This window comes from Myxococcus stipitatus DSM 14675 (assembly GCF_000331735.1).
GTDB lineage: Bacteria > Myxococcota > Myxococcia > Myxococcales > Myxococcaceae > Myxococcus > Myxococcus stipitatus.
On sequence record NC_020126.1, the window covers coordinates 4,604,931 to 4,621,999 of the forward strand.

Annotated in this window: 17 protein-coding genes; 8 read left to right on the top strand and 9 right to left on the bottom strand. The window is 69.3% G+C overall.

Annotated elements, in window-relative coordinates:
* The first annotated feature begins 1 nt into the window (after position 1).
* Complete coding sequence (locus tag MYSTI_RS17920) at positions 2–880, top strand: cupin domain-containing protein (RefSeq protein WP_015349187.1); 879 nt, start codon at positions 2–4, stop codon at positions 878–880.
* On the opposite strand, the gene MYSTI_RS17925 is transcribed toward MYSTI_RS17920, so the two are convergent.
* From MYSTI_RS17925 to MYSTI_RS17935, 3 genes are all read right to left on the bottom strand, one after another.
* Positions 798–1,196 (bottom strand): hypothetical protein, encoded by a 399-nt coding sequence (locus MYSTI_RS17925; RefSeq protein WP_015349188.1) that lies wholly within the window; start codon positions 1,194–1,196, stop codon positions 798–800. The two genes, MYSTI_RS17920 and MYSTI_RS17925, sit on opposite strands and share 83 nt — an antisense overlap.
* Before the next feature lie 8 nt (positions 1,197–1,204).
* Positions 1,205–2,476, bottom strand: coding sequence for a hypothetical protein (locus MYSTI_RS17930; RefSeq protein WP_015349189.1), 1,272 nt, complete (start codon positions 2,474–2,476; stop codon positions 1,205–1,207).
* 84 nt (positions 2,477–2,560) lie between these two features.
* Positions 2,561–5,317, bottom strand: coding sequence for a CHAT domain-containing protein (locus MYSTI_RS17935; protein ID WP_015349190.1), 2,757 nt, complete (start codon positions 5,315–5,317; stop codon positions 2,561–2,563).
* A gap of 177 nt (positions 5,318–5,494) precedes the next feature.
* On the opposite strand from MYSTI_RS17935, the gene MYSTI_RS17940 reads away from it, so the two are divergent.
* On the top strand, positions 5,495–6,445 hold the full coding sequence (locus MYSTI_RS17940; protein ID WP_015349191.1) for an FAD-dependent oxidoreductase: 951 nt from the start codon (positions 5,495–5,497) through the stop codon (positions 6,443–6,445).
* Positions 6,446–6,449: 4 nt separating this feature from the next.
* On the opposite strand, the gene MYSTI_RS17945 is transcribed toward MYSTI_RS17940, so the two are convergent.
* Positions 6,450–8,192: an N-acyl-D-amino-acid deacylase family protein gene (locus tag MYSTI_RS17945; RefSeq protein ID WP_015349192.1), complete on the bottom strand. Its 1,743-nt coding sequence runs from the start codon at positions 8,190–8,192 to the stop codon at positions 6,450–6,452.
* Between the two features lie 103 nt (positions 8,193–8,295).
* Between MYSTI_RS17945 and MYSTI_RS17950 the strand changes: the two genes are divergently transcribed.
* The gene (locus tag MYSTI_RS17950; protein ID WP_015349193.1) at positions 8,296–8,739 is read left to right on the top strand and encodes a hypothetical protein; all 444 of its coding nucleotides are present in this window, start codon (positions 8,296–8,298) and stop codon (positions 8,737–8,739) included.
* 14 nt (positions 8,740–8,753) lie between these two features.
* On the opposite strand, the gene MYSTI_RS40825 is transcribed toward MYSTI_RS17950, so the two are convergent.
* Genes MYSTI_RS40825 through MYSTI_RS17965 form a run of 3 tightly spaced genes read right to left on the bottom strand, consistent with a single transcriptional unit; the run spans position 8,754 to position 10,634 of the window.
* Entirely contained in the window at positions 8,754–9,392 is a 639-nt protein-coding gene (locus MYSTI_RS40825) for a GNAT family N-acetyltransferase (RefSeq protein ID WP_015349194.1), read from the bottom strand.
* Entirely contained in the window at positions 9,385–10,002 is a 618-nt protein-coding gene (locus MYSTI_RS17960; protein ID WP_015349195.1) for a hypothetical protein, read from the bottom strand. The genes MYSTI_RS40825 and MYSTI_RS17960 overlap by 8 nt, the downstream gene beginning before the upstream one ends.
* Positions 9,999–10,634, bottom strand: coding sequence for a TetR/AcrR family transcriptional regulator (locus tag MYSTI_RS17965; RefSeq protein ID WP_015349196.1), 636 nt, complete (start codon positions 10,632–10,634; stop codon positions 9,999–10,001). The genes MYSTI_RS17960 and MYSTI_RS17965 overlap by 4 nt, the downstream gene beginning before the upstream one ends.
* 128 nt (positions 10,635–10,762) lie before the next feature.
* Here MYSTI_RS17965 and MYSTI_RS17970 point away from each other — a divergent pair, with 128 nt between their 5' ends.
* Positions 10,763–11,026 (top strand): hypothetical protein, encoded by a 264-nt coding sequence (locus MYSTI_RS17970; protein WP_015349197.1) that lies wholly within the window; start codon positions 10,763–10,765, stop codon positions 11,024–11,026.
* 133 nt (positions 11,027–11,159) lie between these two features.
* Entirely contained in the window at positions 11,160–11,900 is a 741-nt protein-coding gene (locus MYSTI_RS17975) for a peptidoglycan-binding domain-containing protein (RefSeq protein WP_015349198.1), read from the top strand.
* Here the strand turns inward: MYSTI_RS17975 and MYSTI_RS17980 are convergent.
* Positions 11,872–13,146, bottom strand: coding sequence for an endonuclease/exonuclease/phosphatase family protein (locus MYSTI_RS17980; RefSeq protein ID WP_015349199.1), 1,275 nt, complete (start codon positions 13,144–13,146; stop codon positions 11,872–11,874). The two genes, MYSTI_RS17975 and MYSTI_RS17980, sit on opposite strands and share 29 nt — an antisense overlap.
* 191 nt (positions 13,147–13,337) lie before the next feature.
* Positions 13,338–13,847, bottom strand: a complete 510-nt coding sequence (locus tag MYSTI_RS41825) for a collagen-like triple helix repeat-containing protein (protein WP_015349200.1) — start codon at positions 13,845–13,847, stop codon at positions 13,338–13,340.
* Positions 13,848–14,303: 456 nt separating this feature from the next.
* Here MYSTI_RS41825 and MYSTI_RS17990 point away from each other — a divergent pair, with 456 nt between their 5' ends.
* From MYSTI_RS17990 to MYSTI_RS18000, 3 genes are all read left to right on the top strand, one after another.
* Complete coding sequence (locus MYSTI_RS17990; RefSeq protein WP_015349201.1) at positions 14,304–15,113, top strand: tetratricopeptide repeat protein; 810 nt, start codon at positions 14,304–14,306, stop codon at positions 15,111–15,113.
* Between the two features lie 132 nt (positions 15,114–15,245).
* Positions 15,246–16,067: a serine aminopeptidase domain-containing protein gene (locus MYSTI_RS40835; protein WP_015349202.1), complete on the top strand. Its 822-nt coding sequence runs from the start codon at positions 15,246–15,248 to the stop codon at positions 16,065–16,067.
* A complete protein-coding gene (locus MYSTI_RS18000; RefSeq protein ID WP_015349203.1) occupies positions 16,064–17,056 on the top strand; it encodes an alpha/beta hydrolase family protein in 993 nt (330 codons plus the stop codon). Before MYSTI_RS40835 ends, MYSTI_RS18000 begins: the two co-directional genes overlap by 4 nt.
* Positions 17,057–17,069: the final 13 nt, after the last annotated feature.

Consider the following 17,069-nt stretch of genomic DNA (forward strand, 5'->3'; position numbering starts at 1 on the left):
GATGCATGACGCGAGCACGAGGCACCCGCTGGCGCCGGAGTGGCGGCGCTGGGTGGTGGAGAACCTCCTGCGCGGCGCGGAGGCGGAGGACCTGGTGTCCGTGCTGGCGCGGGCGGGCGTCGACGAAGCGCTCGCGCGCTCCGCCATCCATGCGGAGATGGAGGACCCCTGCTTCCAGGGCGCCGCGCGGGCCGTCGCGATGCAGCGGAAGCTGGAGGGCCTGCTCGACCTCTATGGCGACCTCCACCGCCAATCGCAAAGCCATCCACACATCACCCGGCACGAAGCCCTCACGCCGCGCGACTTCTTCGAGCACCACTATTTCCAGAACCTGCCCGTGGTCTGCCGCGCGACGGTGGTGGAGGACGCCGTGCTCCAGACGGCGCTGGAGCGTCTGGGGACGGCGACGCGTGCCGCGTGGGATGAGCGCCTTCCGCTGGCACCTCCGCGGGGAATCGTGGCGTGGCCTTCCCCCGTGGGGCTGTGGCGTGACGCGGCGGGGACGGAGCTTCCCCTGACGCCCTCGCGGCGCAACACGCTGGTGTGTCAGGTGCGAGGCCGCGCGCTCTTCGTGCTCGTGCCCGCGTATGCCTTGCATCGCGTGCGGGACGCGGCGGCGGTTCCCGAGGGTGTCTTGCATTGGGACGTGGAGCTGTCGCCCGGTGAGCTGTTGTTGCTGCCCGTGGGCTGGTGGTTCGCGTTCCGCTCGCCGGAGGGAGGAGTCGCCGTCACCTTCGACGCCTTCGCCGCGCCCGAACCCAATGTGATGTGGACCCCCCGGCCGGAGTCCCGAGAGCCTACGCCTCCCCCTCGTCCTCGAGCCGCTGGAGGAGCTGCCGCGCCAGCCCTCGCAGGGCGGGAGAGCCCGGCTCGCGATTGAGCCGCTCCAGGGAGTCCCGGATGGTGTCGAGTCGTCCGGCCTGCTCGAGAATCTTCAACGCTCGGAACTGCACCAGCTCCTCGGGAGGCATGGAGTGAGGGATGGGGGGCTGGCCGCGCAACGGGATGCGGCCTCGTTGCGACAGCAGGTCCACGAGCACGCCCACGTCTTCATCCCCCAAGGGACACACCGCTCGATTCCTCGCCGCGTCCGACATCTGCTCCAGTGCCTCCATCAGCTCCCCCCAGGCAAAGCCGTGTGGTGGCGCTTTTCGCTCCGCCACCATCCGCCTGAGTTGCTCGCGTGTCGTCGGCATGACAACTCCTAGCGTGTCCACATGATGTCTATCTCTGGGACCTGCTCCGTCCCGACGGTGATGCCGAGCTCATTGCGCTCCAGGTCCACCTCCCAGAGCCGTCCGTTCGCGCGCAGCGTCCCCATCAGCCGGGGCAGCGTCGGGTGCAGGTAGCGACGCCGGAAGGACGACTCCTGGCTCAGTCTGACGGGCCGTCCGTCGGCAGGGGGCAGGGGCATGTCCAGCTCCACCGCTTCTGTCAGGAAGCAGGCGTCGTAGAGATAGAGCCGGCCGGAGTCCTCCAGGAAGTTGAGGCAGTGCCCGTCATCCCAACCAGACATGAAAGCATACCGGGACTCGACGCGGCCGAGCAGCTCCACTGGCTCGTCCGGCGCGAAGGGGTAGCGCAGGCTGTCCTGGAAGCGTCCGTTGAGCCGCGTCAGCCGGCTGGGCTCGACCTGGTTGAGGCCTGGCGCGACGGCGACCAGCGCCTCCCAGCGCACCTCGTCCGTCCGCGGATTCTCGTGGGGCAGCAGGTGCAGGGTGCGGCCCTCCAGCGTCACACCCTGGCAGTTGGCGAGCTGCTGGAAGAGCTGGTACCAGCCGCCACACATGCCGCCGCCCACCGCGAGCATGTGGCGCACCGTCCACGCGGGCACCCCGTAGCGCAGCCCCGTCTCCGGAAGTCCCCGCAGCAGCGCGTCGCAGATGTCCTTGCGCGACTCCAGCCCCGCGCACCAGCGCGAGGACCAGCGCAGGAGCGGCGTGTACGCGCCGCGCGGAGGCGCGCCTGTCTCGCCCTGCCGCATGGGCGCGCCCGTGGTGAACAGCTCATGGTGGCTGTTGCCCAGGAAGAGCTTGCGCGGCGTGCCGTCCGCGTCCGTCCACTCCGCGAACCACTGGAGCTCCAGCGCGTGCACGCCGATGTGATTGGGCAGGGGGCGGTTGAAGTGCACGGGCTCCGCCAGCGTGTTCCACCCCGCCGTGCGCTCCAGGCTCACCGGATGGGGTCCGAGCCACCGCACGGAGGTGTTCACCGCGGCGGCGGGGCACAGCGAGGGGCCAAAGGCACTCAGCTCGAACGACGGGGGGACGAAGTGATTGGCCAGCAATGACACGCGGACGGAGGGACGGCTTCCTCGCACGTAGGCCACGGGCTCGGAGCGTGCGCCGCGAATCCACTCCGGCTGCTCACCCAGGCGCGCGTCCGTCACGGGATTCCACAAGGGAATCGTGCGGCTCTCCGTGTCTCCCCGGTCGAAGTGCAGGCTGTAGATGGCCAGCGGTTCCGCGTAGTGCATGTCCACCTCCCCCTCATCCGTGCCGGTGGGGCACGGACACGGCATCACGGCATCCGGCGGCGCCCCCAAGGGCCACCGGTGAACCTACTCATACAACAACACGCGAGTCACCCACGGTGCGCTTTTCACCTCGCGCAACCAACGCAGGCGCTCCGCGCGCAGGGCCACCGCGGGTGCCGCCCCCCCGTGGATGCGCTCGCGCACCCCCTGGAAGAAGCGGCCCGCTGAGTCGGGAATGTCCACCGTCGCCGCGAACACCGCGCGCGCGCCCGCGCCCACGAAGGCCTGGGGCAGGGAGGAGGTCTGATGCAGGAGCGGAGGCAGCCGCGCCGCGCTGCACGCGCCCAGGAGCACCACCGGCGCGCCCTCCAGGCGGATCTGCTTGAGCGCCTCGGACGTGAGCGCGTAGCGCCCGTCGTACTCCGGGGCCAGCGCAATCACAGGCGCCTCGGACAGGCTCCGGTCCACCACGCCGTGCGCGTGGAACTCGATGTCGGTGGCCCGGCCCATCGCCTCCAGCACACGTGACGGAGTCGCCTGCGCACCGGAGAGCTCCATCGACGCGCCGATGGGCGCGGGCGTGGTGTCCCACGAGGACAGCCGTGCCAGGCCCAGGCCCGCGGGCGTCTCCACGTTGGCGATCATCAGATGCAGGGGCGAGGGCTGCTTCTTCTGGGGTGAGGCGGCGGTCGACGCCACGCGGTAGCTCCACGCCATCTCGGGCGGCAGCAGTCCGGAGCGGCTGTCCAGCGGCGGCGCGGCGAGCACTTCGACCTGGGGACACGCGCGCAGCGCGGCCACCACCTTCTCGGGCACCAGGCCCGTGAGGTCCTCGCCCAAGGGCTCCTTGCGCGTGTCGTCGTAGTGGCCCAGCACCTGCCCGCGAGGCCCCAGCGCCACCACCACGGTGCGCTCGGTCTCCATGGCCGCCACGAGCGCGCACTGCGTCGGAGGCTTGACGCCCAATTGGCGGGCCACGACGCCGGGGACCTCGGTGAATGCATCCACCTCGCCGGCCGTGACGGCCAGCGTTTGATAGGCCACCGCCGAGGCATCCCTCACGTCCGAGTCCAGGGCCAACAGCGGCTCGGCGTCTCGGATGACGGCGTTGAGGAGCTTGTTGCCCGTGGCCCGGTTCTTCAGCAGCTCGAGCCGCGCCTCGACCAGCCGCGCCAGCAATTGACGGCCGGGGGTCTCGCGCGTGGCGCGGACGCGCTCCAGCTCCGCGCGAACCTGCGCTTCATCCTCGGGCTTGCGGTCCAACCGCATGAGGTCGGCGAGAATCCACGCGCCGATGAACCGGGCTGACAGGTCTGGGCTTGCAGCAAGGCGCTGCGGGCGTCGCGAGGACGCAGGCTGCATCAGCTCCAGCGCCGCGAGGTTGCGATAGGTGTAGTTCTTCACCTCGCAGGTGTCGGGTGCGCGGGCCAGGTACTCGGCGAGGTACGCGCGAGCGGAGGCGATGCGGAACTGGAAGCGCGCGGCCTGGGCCAGGGCGCGCAGGGCCGCGGACTCCAGGTCCCACTCGCCCATCGACTGCGCCTCGCGCCAGCTCGCGCGAGCCGTCTCCTCGGCCTCCGACAAGCGATTGGCGGCCGTCGCGCGGTGGCTCATCTTGCGCAGCAACTCCGCGCAGCGCGGACGCAGGTTCTTCTCCCGGCACGCCGTCAGCGCGGCCTTGAGGCGCTGCCCCGCCTGCCAGGACTCGCCCGCCAGGTCTTCCTGTCGCGCCAGCTCGTCCTGGACGAGGAGCGAAATCCACGAGTCCTTCCACGCGCCCGCCACGCGCTCGAGCTCTCCCTGAGGCCCCTTCGCGTTGGGCGTCAGCAGGCGCGCGCCCAGGAGCAGGTCATACTCACCCGAGCCCCGCAGGCGTGTGAGGAAGTCCTCCGACGCGGGCTGACGCTCTCGGACCAGGCGCGCGTATTCGACGGCCAGCGGCGCGCGCCGGTTGAAGTCTCGCGTGGCGATGGTCCGGGTGTGGGCCTCCAGCGCCGTGTCGCCGTGGATGCGGTCCAGCGTCTTCGCCAGCGGGAGCAGCTCCGTCAGCCGGGCGGAGGTGGGCGCGGTGCGGACGGCGTCGTAGTAGAGGCCGCGCGCGATGCCCGGGTGTTGCCGGGCCTCCTCCAGGGGGATGGGGAGGTGTGGATCCTGAGCCAGGCGGGTGAACGCGGACTGGGTGCGCTTCCAGGACGCGGCCCGCTGCGCCACGGACGCGCGGAGGGCGGCGGCGTTCTCCCGAGCCTCCGTGCTCCAGCCCGGCTCCCCCAGGCGGGCCACCTCGTCGAAGACAGAGGCCGCGAGCAATTGAAGGCCCATGGCCCGCAGCACGAGCGCGCGGTTCCACAGGGCCTGGGGATGGCGTGGGGTTGTCTCCAGCAGGGTGTCGAGCTGGGCCAATGCCTCGTCATGCCGCTTGAGCAGGAAGATGGCGACGGCCTGGTCGTTGTCGCGGTTCACCGAGGCGGGCGCCTGCGACAGATGCGCGAGCGCCTGTTGCGGGTCGCCATGGAGCAGGTAGGAGGCCGCGATTCCAGGTCGGTCCCCAGCCTCCTCCAGCCGCGCGAGCTCGCGCAGGGGGACGGCGATGGACGGGCGCTCCTCTCGGGGCAGCGAATAGGGGCGGTAGACATCCGCGGTCGCGACGCTGAGGCGGGCCTCCAGCGGACGGGTGCGGGTGTCGGTGAGCCACAGCACCTCGGCGTGGCGGTTGGCCAAGGGACCCGAGCGCGCGATGAGGATCGCCGGGAACACCAGCAAGGGAATGAGATGCCAGGCACGCAGACGCGGCACGCGTCGCCCGCGTTTGGACTGCCCTGGTGCATCCAGCTCGCCTGCCATCCGCTGGACCCTCCCCGTCACTCCGCGTCCCATGGCGCGGAGTCATCGCTAAGACTCCCGGTCTTATGCCAAGAACGCGGACCGGGACAAATCGTGAGAAATAAACGCACCTTCGGGCGAAATGACGAACTGAGTCATGCCGACCCACGACAAACGCCCGAGGGGTAGGGTGTGGATATGTTCATTGTCATCCTAGGCGGCGGAGTGTCGGGCCTGACGTGTGGGATCCGCTTGTTGGAGGCGGGACACTCGGTGGAGGTCTGGGCCCGGGAGTTGTCGCCGCACACGACATCGGATGTCGCCGCGGCTGTCTGGTATCCCTACCGGGCGTGGCCGCAGGAGCGCGTCAATGTCTGGGCGAAGCGGACCTACGAGGTGCTGGAGTCACTCTCCCGCGAGCGTCCCGAGGCGGGCATCCTGATGATTCCTGGCGTGGAAGTGTTTCGCCGCCACGTCGAGGACCCCTGGTGGCGCGACAGCGTCCCGGACTTCCGCAGGGCCCGTCCCGAGGAACTCCCGCCTGGATTGTTGGAGGGTTACTACTTCTCCGCGCCGGTCATCGAGATGCCGCGCTACCTGCCATTCCTGGCGGCGCGCGTGCGGGAGCTGGGAGGGCGCATCATCCAGCGCGAGGTGCGCTCGCTGGAGGAGGCGTGGGCGCGAGCGCCGGTGGTGGTGAACTGCACGGGCCTGGGGGCGCGCGAGGTGGTGGGAGACGAGACGCTCTTCCCGATTCGCGGTGAGGTGTTGCGTGTGACACCCCCACCCACGCATCGCTTCATCTTCGATGACGAGTGCGAGCAGGGGATTGCCTATGTGATTCCGCGCTCGGGGGACTGCATCCTGGGAGGCACGGTGGAGGAGGGCAACGCGTCCCTGGCGCCGGACCCGGAGGTGGCTCGGGGCATCCTGGAGCGCAATGCGCCGTTGTTGCCACCGGGTGCGGTGTTTCACGTCGTGGAGCACAAGGTGGGACTGCGGCCCGGGCGGCCCTCCGTGCGGGTGGAGGCGGAGGAGTCCGGGGCGCGCGTGGTGGTGCACGACTACGGGCACGGAGGGGCGGGCGTCACGCTCTCCTGGGGCTGCGCGGAGGAGGTCGTGACGCTGGTGGCGGCGCACGCGCGCTGAGGCGTCAGGCGCGAGCGCGGAGCACGGTGCCGAAGCCTCGTTCACGTCCGAGGGCGGGGGAGACGGCGCCGAGGCTCACGGCTTCGCGGCCGGAGATGAGGACGGACTTCACGGCGGCGTCGTTGCGGCGCACCAGGCGGATGAAGCCGCCGAAGTTCTCCATGGGGGCCTCCGCGATTTCATCGAGGCTCGAGTCGAGGCCCTCGGGGTTGATGACGACCAGGTCGGCGCGGCGGCCCTCGGCGAGGACTCCGGCGTCGAGGCCGAACCATTCGCCGATTTCACCGGTGAGGCGGTGGACGGCGCGTTCGATGGGCATGAAGGGCTCGCCGCGCTTCTCGGCTTCGCGGACGAGGCGCAGGAGTCGGAGGGGGAAGTTGTAGTGGGCCATGTTGCGCAGGTGGGCGCCCGCGTCGGAGAAGCCCACGAGGATGTCTGGGTGGCGGCAGATGAACTCCAGCTCCTCGCGTCGGTCATTGGCCATGACGGTGTACCAGCGCAGCGCGTCTCCATGCGTGGCGACGAGGTCGAGGAAGACATCCACGGCATCGCGTGATTGGTCCTGGGCGACCTGGGCGAAGGACTTGCCGACCAGGGTGGGGTCGGGGCACTGGAGGATGCGGGACTGGTTGAAGTCGCGGTGGAAGGCGCGAGGGAGGAAGCGGTTGGTCCATTCGGCGCGGAAGCGGGAGCGGTAGGCGGGGTCGTTGAGGAGACCGGTGCGGGAGGCTGCGTCCTGGAGGTGGAGGGCGGCGGCGCCGGCGCCGAACTCCTCGAAGACGACGAGGTCGATGCCATCGGCCCACAGGTCGAAGACTTCAGGCAGGGCCTGCCAGCGGAAGTTGGCGCCGAGGAGTCGGTTGGCGACGCGGGACAGGACACCGATGAGGCGATGGATGCCTCGGCTGGCGCGAGGGTCCATCATGGAGATGACGGTGGTCTTCAGCGTCGGGCGCCACAGGCCCATGCTCTCGAGGAGGAAGAGGACGACGTTGACCTTGGTGCTGATGTTGGGGACGCCCTGGAAGACGCGGCCTTTCTCGCGAAGGAGGCGGGTGAGGCGGCGGTATTCGCTCCAGCGGGCGTAGGTGGAGGGCAGGGGGCGGCTGCGGATGTCGCGGGTGCCGCCCATCTTGTCCCACTTGAGGGTCATGATGGAGAGGCCCAGGTAGCCCAGGTCGAGGCCCTCGCGGACGAGGGACTCCATGCGGCGCAATTCGTCTTCGCTGGGGCGGACGCCGGAGTCGAGGCTGCGGTGGAGGCCCATGGTGTGGGCGCGCAGCGCGGAGTGGCCGAGGAAGGAGGCGACGTTGGGGCCCAGGGGGAGGGCTTGGAGGTGCTCCAGGTAGCTGGGGAGCGAGTCCCACGTCTTGCGCTCTTCGAGGAGGGCGCGGACGGTGGCGTAGGGGATGGCCTCGACGCGACAGAACATGTCCGCGAGGTCCTCTGGGGTACCGAGGGCGAGGCTGAGTGAGCAGCTCCCGAGGACGACGGAGGTGACCCCGTGGCGGACGGACTCGGAGAGGGAGGGAGCCAGCTCGACTTCGGCGTCGTAGTGGGTGTGGAAGTCGATGAAGCCCGGAGTCACCCAGTGGCCCGTGGCGTCGATGACGCGAGTCCCCGGTGCATGGGGGATGGGGGCAGGGGAGAGGGTGGTGACGGTGCCGCCCTGGATGCCGACGTTGAGCTTCCGCGGGGGATTGCCCAGACCATCGAACACGAGGCCGTTCTCGACGATGAGGTCCATGTCTCCGAGCTTAGCCCGGAGATGGGTTCAGTGTACGGATGTCTGTTCGGGGGGGCGTGCGAACGAGGCACAATGCCTGTCACTCGCGGCACGGGGGGAGTTCATGGTGGAGCGATTGAACCCGCTGATTGGGAAACGAATCCTGGCCCTGCTGCTGGTCCTTCCTGGCTGTTCCCTGTTTCAGCGACCACCTCGCCCTGTTCATGCGCCTCCCGAAGAATCGGCGAAGGTGGAGATTCCGCTCGCGATGTCAGCGGAGGGACGCCAGGTCATCAGAGGCGCAATGGTTCGAGCGATTCAGCTCGCCATGGATGATTTCCTGCCGTGGGATCACAAGCTGCCAGGAGACGCGACGCCGCTTCAGCAGTGCCTTTCTCGGCGAGACGCCTACGACGTCGCGGCGGTCCCTGGACCCAAGGGCGTGATGTTCGTCACCCTCATTCCCAACCCCGACGTCTGCGACGTTGGTGGCCCACCCATCCTGGACGTGGGGGCAACCTACGCAATCGATGTCGTTGGCTGGCGCATCCTCTCCGTGCAGCAGTAGCGGCTCACCGCGCCTCACCCGAATCTGGGGCGAGGACGGGCCACGGTCTCAGCGGATATGTGGCCTCGCTCCAGGATGAGGCGTGGAATCCGGCTCATCGCGCTCACGGCCAGGCTCTCCAACTCGAGGGTTTTCTCCACGGCGAATCCCAGATGTTTGTACATCGGCACATTGCGCGGGTCCGCGGTCGTGAGGAACAGCGAATGTTCCGGCAGGTCCGCCTCGATGCGGCTCAAGAGCACCCGCGTGAGTCCCTGTCCCCGCGCCCCCTCCGCGACGCCAATGAACTCCAGCGTCCACATTCCCGCGGGCTTCAAGGGCTCCGTCAGCTCGAGATAGCGGAGCGTCCGTCGGACGCACTGCCATCCACAGGCACTCCCCACCGCCGCCATCCAGCGGAGCTGCTGGAAGAGCCGAGGCGGCGGCGCCGCCGGACTGACGATGGCCACCGCAAGCACCTCATCACCTCGTGTCACCGCATATCGACGGGCACCCGGCCGAGAGTCATTCAGCGTCAGCGTCGCCGTGAACCAACGCCGCGAGATGTCCCGGTTCGCACCACAAACCCAGCGCATCCCAGGCTCATTCGCGAACGCCTGTGCCAGCACGTTCGCACACTCGGCCAGGGGCACGTCCTCCCGAATCTCAAACATGAGGCGCACCCCGTCGATACAGCGGAGCCTCCGGAACCAGGTGCCCCACGAGCAGCTTCAAGAAGAACAGCGGCGGAATCCAAGCCAGCGACGGCGGAAGAGGGAACAGGGCCAGATTCACGACCAGCGCCACCATGAACGCCGCCATCGCCACCGGCCGCTTGCCCTCCGCCGGGATGCGCTCGACGAGCACCGCGCCACAGAGCAGCAGCCCCGCGTTGACCAGACTCCAACGCCAGTCTTGCCCCAACACCAGGAACCCCACCCCCAGCAGATGCAGCAGATGCGAAGCGACAAACGCAAGCCGCGCGCGAGGATTCGCCTCGCGGTGATACCAGCGCTTGGCGGCATTCGTGGCGTTCGTCAGCACCCCCCCCACGAGATCCAACCCGATCACCACCACCACCGCCGTCTGCAACCACGACCACGCCTCGCGCTCCGGAGCGCGCCAGATGAGCAGCCCCAGGAGACACGCCGTCACCACGCCGCCCCACGCCTCCACGGCGAACTCCACCCGGCTCTTCCCCGGGCCCATGAAGCGCTCGAGGCCCCCCGCCCAGCCGGACGGAGTCGTCGGAATCACCCAGTCGACGTGCAAATCCTCTCTCATGTCGTTCCTCCCTGCCTGGCGCCCTTGCGCGGTGACCACAGCCCTTCCAGCAAGCTCCATGTCAGCGACGTGTCGACAGCCGCCCCCGCGTGCATCCCTTGCAAGGCCCACGCATCCGCGGCCTGGAAGAACGCCCGAGTCACCCCCAGCAGCAGCGAGCGGTCCACGTCATTCCGGATGACCCCGAGCCGGAGCCCGTCATCCACCACGGCCTCGAACCACGCCAACCCCACCTCATCGGGCGCACCACCCGGCGCCGCCCCCAGGAGCGCGAGGTCCTCGGGGTTCTTCGCCAGATGGTCCACGAGCCGGGCACTGCTCAGCCGCAATCGCTCCCAGAACACTCGGGCCGACGGCGCGGCCTCCCACGTCCCCAGGACCCCCAGGACCCGCGCCTTCACCTCCGAGAGCACCGTCCTCGCGAGGTCCTCCTTGCCATCGAAGTACTGATACGCCGCCGTCTTCGAGATGCCAGCGTCCGAGATGATCTGGTTGTACGACGCACCCTCGATGCCATCCCGGGCGAAGTGGGCGCGCGCAATCGCGAGGATTTCCCGCTGCCGCTCTTTCGGCAGTCGGAGGAAGCGAGGAAGAGGCATGGTGTACCAGTGGTACACCCTATCGGTACGCACCGCAAGTGCCCCTGTCTTCACTCGAGCCCGTGACGCAGGGGACGAGGCCCCGGGCGCTCGCCCGCGTGTCGGCTCTCTCGTCCTGTCGTGCCTACCCTTTCGGCGGACCTGGTCATGGGAGGTGAGAGGTGTCGCGAACGCACTGGACCTGGCTGACGGTGGCGGGCCTTGGGATGGCGCTGGGTGCCTTCCCCGGGTGCGAGGATGAGCAGTCGCGCGAGGCGGGCCGCCAGGTGGGGAAGGCGGCGAAGGATGTGCGCGAAGGGGCGCGAGAGGCCGCCGAGGACGTGAAGTCCGCGAGCGAGCAGGCGGCCGAGGGCTTCAAGGAAGGGATGGGAGGCTCCGGCTCGCCGCCCGACGCGGGGACACCGGACGCCTCGGGTCACCGGTAACGTTGGCTGGACGACCGCTGCGTCTCGATGTCGGCATCTTCTCGCTGATGGTGCCGAGGCCGGTGTGGCACGTTGCCGCGGGCGGGGCGTCAGGGTGACGCCTCGCGGCCATGAAGCGGCTGCTGGGGGCCTCATGAGCGAGCTGGAATTGGAGAAGGTCTATCGCCGGGGCGAGGTGTCCCCGGGTGTGCGGCGCGTCCAGGAATGGCTGACGCTGAATGGCTTTGCCGTCGCCGTCGATGGGGACTTCGGCCCCGCGACGGAAGCGGCGCTCAAGCGCTTCCAGGCGAAGACGGGGCTGCCCGTCACGGGCGTCGCCGACGCGGCCACCTTCGCGCGGCTGTCCGCCTCACTGCGGTCCGCGCTCGGGCAGCTCGCCCCCGAGGGCCGCTCCCTGGGCGAGCTGACCGTGGCGTACGCCGCGCAGCACCTGCGCCACCTTCCGCGCGAGGTGGGAGGGCGTAATCGAGGCCCGTGGGTGCGGCTGTATCTGGACGGACATGAAGGCGAGTCCTGGTGCTGGTCCGCCGGCTTCGCGACCTATTGCTTGCATCAGGCCGCGAGGACGCTGGGCGTGGAGATGCCCGTGGAGCGGACCTTCTCGAGCGACCTGCTGGCCGCGCAGAGCCGCGTGCGCGAGCGTTTCCTGTCCACGCTGAGCGCGCCCCCGGACCGCATCCTCATCCGGCCCGGAAGCCTCTTCCTGCGGCGCAGGACTCGAGGCGACTGGGTCCAGGCGGGCATCGTCACCGAGGTGGATGAGGAGACCTTCCAGACCATCGAGGCCAACACGAACGACGAGGGGACCCACGAGGGCCACGAAGTCTGCGCCCGGACGCGGGGCTTCAAGAGCGTGGACTTCGTTCTCGTGTGAGGGATGCCGAGGACACGGCGCGCGGAGTGTAGTGCGCCACCACGGGCTGGTGGTCCGAGGACTCGGTGCTCCGGTCGACCTCGAAGAGGATGGGCTCCAGCTCGGGGCTCGCGTAGAGGTTGTCGAAGCGCTTGCCCGTGGCGGGAACGACGCCGGACTCGTCTGGAAGAGACGAGAGCGTGGCGCTGTCGGCGATGTCCTGCAATCGCAGCCAGTGCTCGCTGCCGCGCGCCACCTTGCCGGAGCGCAGCTCGGTGAGCGCCTGCTTGGGGGTCATCACCGCGCCGCCTGGCAGGCGCACCCGCGTGGCCGCCGCGTGGGCGATGGTCTCCGGCAGGCCTTGCTCCATCACATGGAGCTCATGTCGCAGCCGAGGGTCCGCGATGTTCCCCACGCCGTGGTCGCCGACGCTGGCGTGAGGCTCGCCGTAGCGCACGGCGTACTCTTCCACCGTGTCCGTGTCGTCGTAGGACTTGAGGTGGGCCATCAGCCAGGAGCCGCCGCGCTTGATGGCGGTGTTCGCGTTGAAGTCGCCGAGCGCGATGGCGTGGGGGACCTTCCGGTGGCGCAGCAGCGTGTTGAGTTGCCGCAGGTTGTGCGCGTTGATGCCCGAGTCCCCCAGCGCGTGGTGCACGTTGTAGAGGGCGACAGGAAGGCCCGAGACCTCCAGATGGACGCGGAGCGAGCCCCGGTCCTCGACGAGCTCGAACGGGTCTCCGCCCCGCCGCTGGATGGCCGAGGCGCGCTCGGCGTCGGAGAGGACATACGTGTGGTGGGTGGCCTCCAGCAGGGGATGGCGCGAGAGGAACGCCTTGCCATTGATGAGCCGCGCCCCCGGACCCCCGTCGTGTCCGAAGTAGGCGAGGTGAAAGCCATACCGCGATGACAGCAGCACGGAGATGGGGACGTTGGCCTCCTGGAGCCCGATGACGTCTGGCATCCGTCCCTCGGCCTCCAGCGCATCGAAGTACGCGAGCAGGGCCTCCCGTCGCTGCCCCCCGAGCAGGATGTTGAACGTCATGACGGTGAGGCCGGGGCCCCGCGGAGGTCGGACGTCGGGATTGCGGACGACCAGCGTCCGGCCGTCCCCCAGCTTCCTCTCCGTCGACGGCAACGTGAAGGCGTCGAGGCTCGGCAGGACGAGCGTCGGGTCCTCGCGAGGATGCGGCTCATCGGAAGGCGTGGCCATGCGGCCGAGCAGCGGGCCCACGCCCGGCAGGTGCTCCAGGACCTCGGGCACCTTCATACGGCCTCCCAGCGGGAGTGCCTCGAGCGGGGGGCGCACAGCGATGAATCGAGCGGGCGAGCGGCGGTATCCACCGAACCTCCTGAGTGCCCTCAAGTTCGGTGCGCACCCGCGGACCCGCCAGGGGAGAGCCCCCGGCGAGACAGGGGCCGGCCCTCCTCGGCAGGAGGGCAGCCGGGCTCCGCGGTCGACTACTGACGTCGCTCCAGGTGGAGCGGCGCGCGGAACGGAACGACAGGCGGCGTCAGCTGCTGCGTGGCTGGCAGCAGGAAGCCGTTGCTTTGGGACTCGCTGCCCCCGGGGTTGGTCTGACAGGTGCCATCCGGAAAGAGCACGGAGCGATAGACGAAGGCGACGGTGGGCGCGGCATCCGGGCGCACGACGAAGCCACCCCTTGGATGTTTCAAGACCCGGCGCGGCAGGTAGAACGACGTGGCGTAACCCTGTCCCGCGCAGTCGACGTCTGTGAAATACAGGGAGATGGAGCTCCCGGAGGTCTTGAGGGTGTCTGCGTCGAAGAGCCAGAGGCGCCCGGCGTCGTCGGGCCAGATGCCGAGGTAGACATCGGCGTCGACCTCCCGCCCGTCCGCGTCCACGTAGAAGTAGTTCGATGAGCCGGGCTCACCCTGCGGGCCCTGGACGCCGGTGGCGCCCGGGAGCCCTTGGACACCCGGTGCGCCCTGGGGGCCTGGGGCTCCCACGTCACCCCTGGGGCCCGCAGGGCCTTGAGGCCCCGCAAGACCGTGCGGGCCAGCCGGGCCCCGCGGACCGTCGGACCCCTGGGGGCCCTGGGGTCCTATCTCCCCTTGCTCACCGGTTTTGGTGCAGGCGGATACCACCACGACAAGAAGTGTCAGGAATAGCGCTTTGGGCATACAGGTAATGATACCGATAATCCGGGCTTCAGATACGGATTGAGAGCGCTCCCTGTTCAATGTCAGTGATTCCACCCCGCAGGAAGTGCGTCTCTGTTACACGCGACACGTCCCGAGCGTTCGTGGGTTGAACTCAATCACTGTCTTTTCAACACATGCCGCCGAAGCCACGGAGCCGTCCGGGCCCGTGGGCGGAAGCGGGCCCGGCCTCGGGCACGAGGGGAAGGCTGGAAGACCCGAAGGCGTCGGCGTCACCGCACCAAAAGTGGTACACTGAACACAATGACGGTGCGCCTTCTCGGGGTCGTTCTTCTTGGAGTCTCAGCCTGCGCGACCACCTCCCAGGCGGACGCGTACACCGGTCCAGGGTCCTGCGAGCAGGGCGCGGAGCTGCCGTGCGCGGAGTGGGGCGCGAAGCTGCTGCGCGAAGGCGACCGGCCCCGCGCCATCGAGGCCTTCGGCAAGTCCTGTGAGACGGGGAACCTGTCGAGCTGCATGACGGAGGGACAGCTGCGCAAGGAGGCCGGCGACTACTCCGGCGCGGTGAAGCCCCTGCTCAAGGTGTACGAGACGGACGACGCGCGGGCCGCCGAGGCCCTCGCCGAAGTCTACGACGCGCGCGGAGGCGTCGGGGACCGTGAGGCCGCCAAGGACCTCCGGCATGCGGCGCCCGCGCTCAACAAGCCGGCCACGGAAGTGATGTACGCATTCCGAGCCACGACCGAGCACGGGGCCCGAGGCGAGCTGTCCTTCAACCTCCAACCCATGGCGTTCCTCGACCGGAGGCTCGGCTTTGGCGCCAACGTCGTCCTGGGCGGAGGGCGCTCGGCGGAGTTCAACGGCACCTTCGCCTATCAGCACTACGTCTCGGACTGGCTCGTCCCCTACGGCAAGATGATGCTCGGGACGATGCAGCGGGGGGACTACCACGCCATGAACATGGGCGGGGAGGTTGGAGGGAAGCTCTGCCTGGAGGACATCGGCCACCTGAACATGGCGCTGGGCGTGAGCCGTGGCAGCGGGGGCTACTTCTCCATCGGCATTGGCATCAACGGCATCATCGCCCTCGCGATCCTGGCGGAGATGCGCTGAGCGGCGCCGGGTCGCTGGCGACGCCACGAGGTGCACGCGCGCGCCTCCGAATCACCGGGCAATGACTGTTTGACTCGCTTGGTGGCGCGTCCCTAGCATCGTGTGAATTCTGGCGGGGGATTCATCACTCACATGCAGGCCACGGTGGAGTCTCCTGGGTATCTCTCCCAGGGCGAGGACTCTCTTTACTTCGTTCATCACGCCGCGCTCACCGAGCGCAGGGCGGCGGTGTTGCTCGCGGGGCCGTTGGGCCTGGAGCGGGAGCACGGCTACGTCGTCTGGGTTCGCTGGGCGCGTCACCTCGCGGCCCGGGGTGTGGACGTGCTGCGCTTGGACTACCGAGGCTGTGGCGAGAGCACGGGGCGCTTCGATGAGGCGACCTTCCCGCGTTGGGAGGAGGACTTGCGCACGGGCCTGGATCATCTGCGCAACCTGTGTCCGGGCGTGCCGCTCATGGTGCATGGGCTGCGGCTGGGGGCGCTCCTGGCCGCGCGCGTGTTCCGGACGGAGCGCGTGGACGGGCTGCTGATGTGGGATCCCCCGGAGTCGGGACAGACACACCTGCTGGAGGTCCTTCGCCGCAAGGTGGCCGCGGACAACCTGGAGGGCACGGGAGGGCAGGCGCGCTCCCGCGAGGACTACGTGGCGGCGCTGGAGGCGGGGCGCACGGTGGAGGTGGAGGGGCTCGGGTGGTCTCGCGGGCTGTGGCGTAGCGCGGAAGGTTACTCACTGGCGCTTCCGGACAGGGAGGAGCCTCGGCCGTGGCGGGTGGTCCATCTGGATGGCCGCCCGGCGGAGCGGTTCCTCGTGCCGGAGCGCAGCCACTCGGTCCGCGCGCCGAGGCCGTTCTTCTGGACCACGAGCAATCGGCTTTTGCCGGAGCTGACGAACCTCTATGAGGACGGCGTGAGCTTCATCGCGAAGACCTCGGTGCCGTTGGAGGCTCGGCCATGAGGGTGCTGCTCCAACTCGACGTGAAGGGCCATCGGCTGTGGGGGACGTACCATCCTCCCGCGCCGGGGACGCGTCGCTCGGTGGGCGTGCTCTTCCTGAACCCCGGCCATGTGCCCCGCACGGGACATGGTGGCCTGTCGACCCGGGCCGCGGAGCAGCTCTCGGCGAAGGGCTTCCCGTGCTTTCGCGTGGACCTGCCTGGGTTGGGGGACTCGGACGGCGTGTTGCCGGAGACGACGTCGGAGCTCTACCAGCACGTCTGCAATGGCGGCTTCGTGGACGTGGCCAACGCGGTGAGGGCCGAGCTCCAGCGCCGCTACGCCCTGGACGGGATGCTGCTGGGCGGGCTGTGCGGCGCGGCGACGACGTCGCTGTACCTGGCGGACCGTGAGCCCCAGGGCGTGCTCGGCCTCTTCATGTTCGAGCCCGAGTTCTACCTCTCCGAGCAGGAGGCGGTGGGCGTGGCGGGGGAGGGCGTGAGGGACGAGGCCGAGGCGGAGCACTCGCGACTGTCATTGAAGCGCGTGACGTCGAAGCTCTTCTCGTACTGGGGCTGGATGCGGATGCTGACCCGGGAGAACGAGTACGCGCGGCTGTTCAGGTACGTGCCGTTCCCGCGTCAGCGCCTGTTGGACCTGCTCATGGATTGGGATTCGCTCCCCGCGGTGGCCAATGTGCCGCTGGTGCGTGCGTGGCAGCGCGTGGTGGAGCGAGGGCTGCCCGTGCTGGTCATCACCGCGGAAGGGAAGCTGCGGGATGTGTTCTTCGACCGCATCCATCGCTCGGCGTTGGCGGGGCTGCGGCACTCGAACCTGACGCGGACGCGGCTGCGGGGCACCAATCACATCTTCACCACGGGGGGCGCCATCGACACGTGTGTGGCGCACCTCGCGCAGTGGGCCACGGCGCACTTCCCAGGAGGTGCGTCGAGCCACCTCCCCGTCATGCCCGGAGCCATGCGTCAGGGCGCGGAGCGCGTGGCGAGCTGAGCCCCGCGCTCAC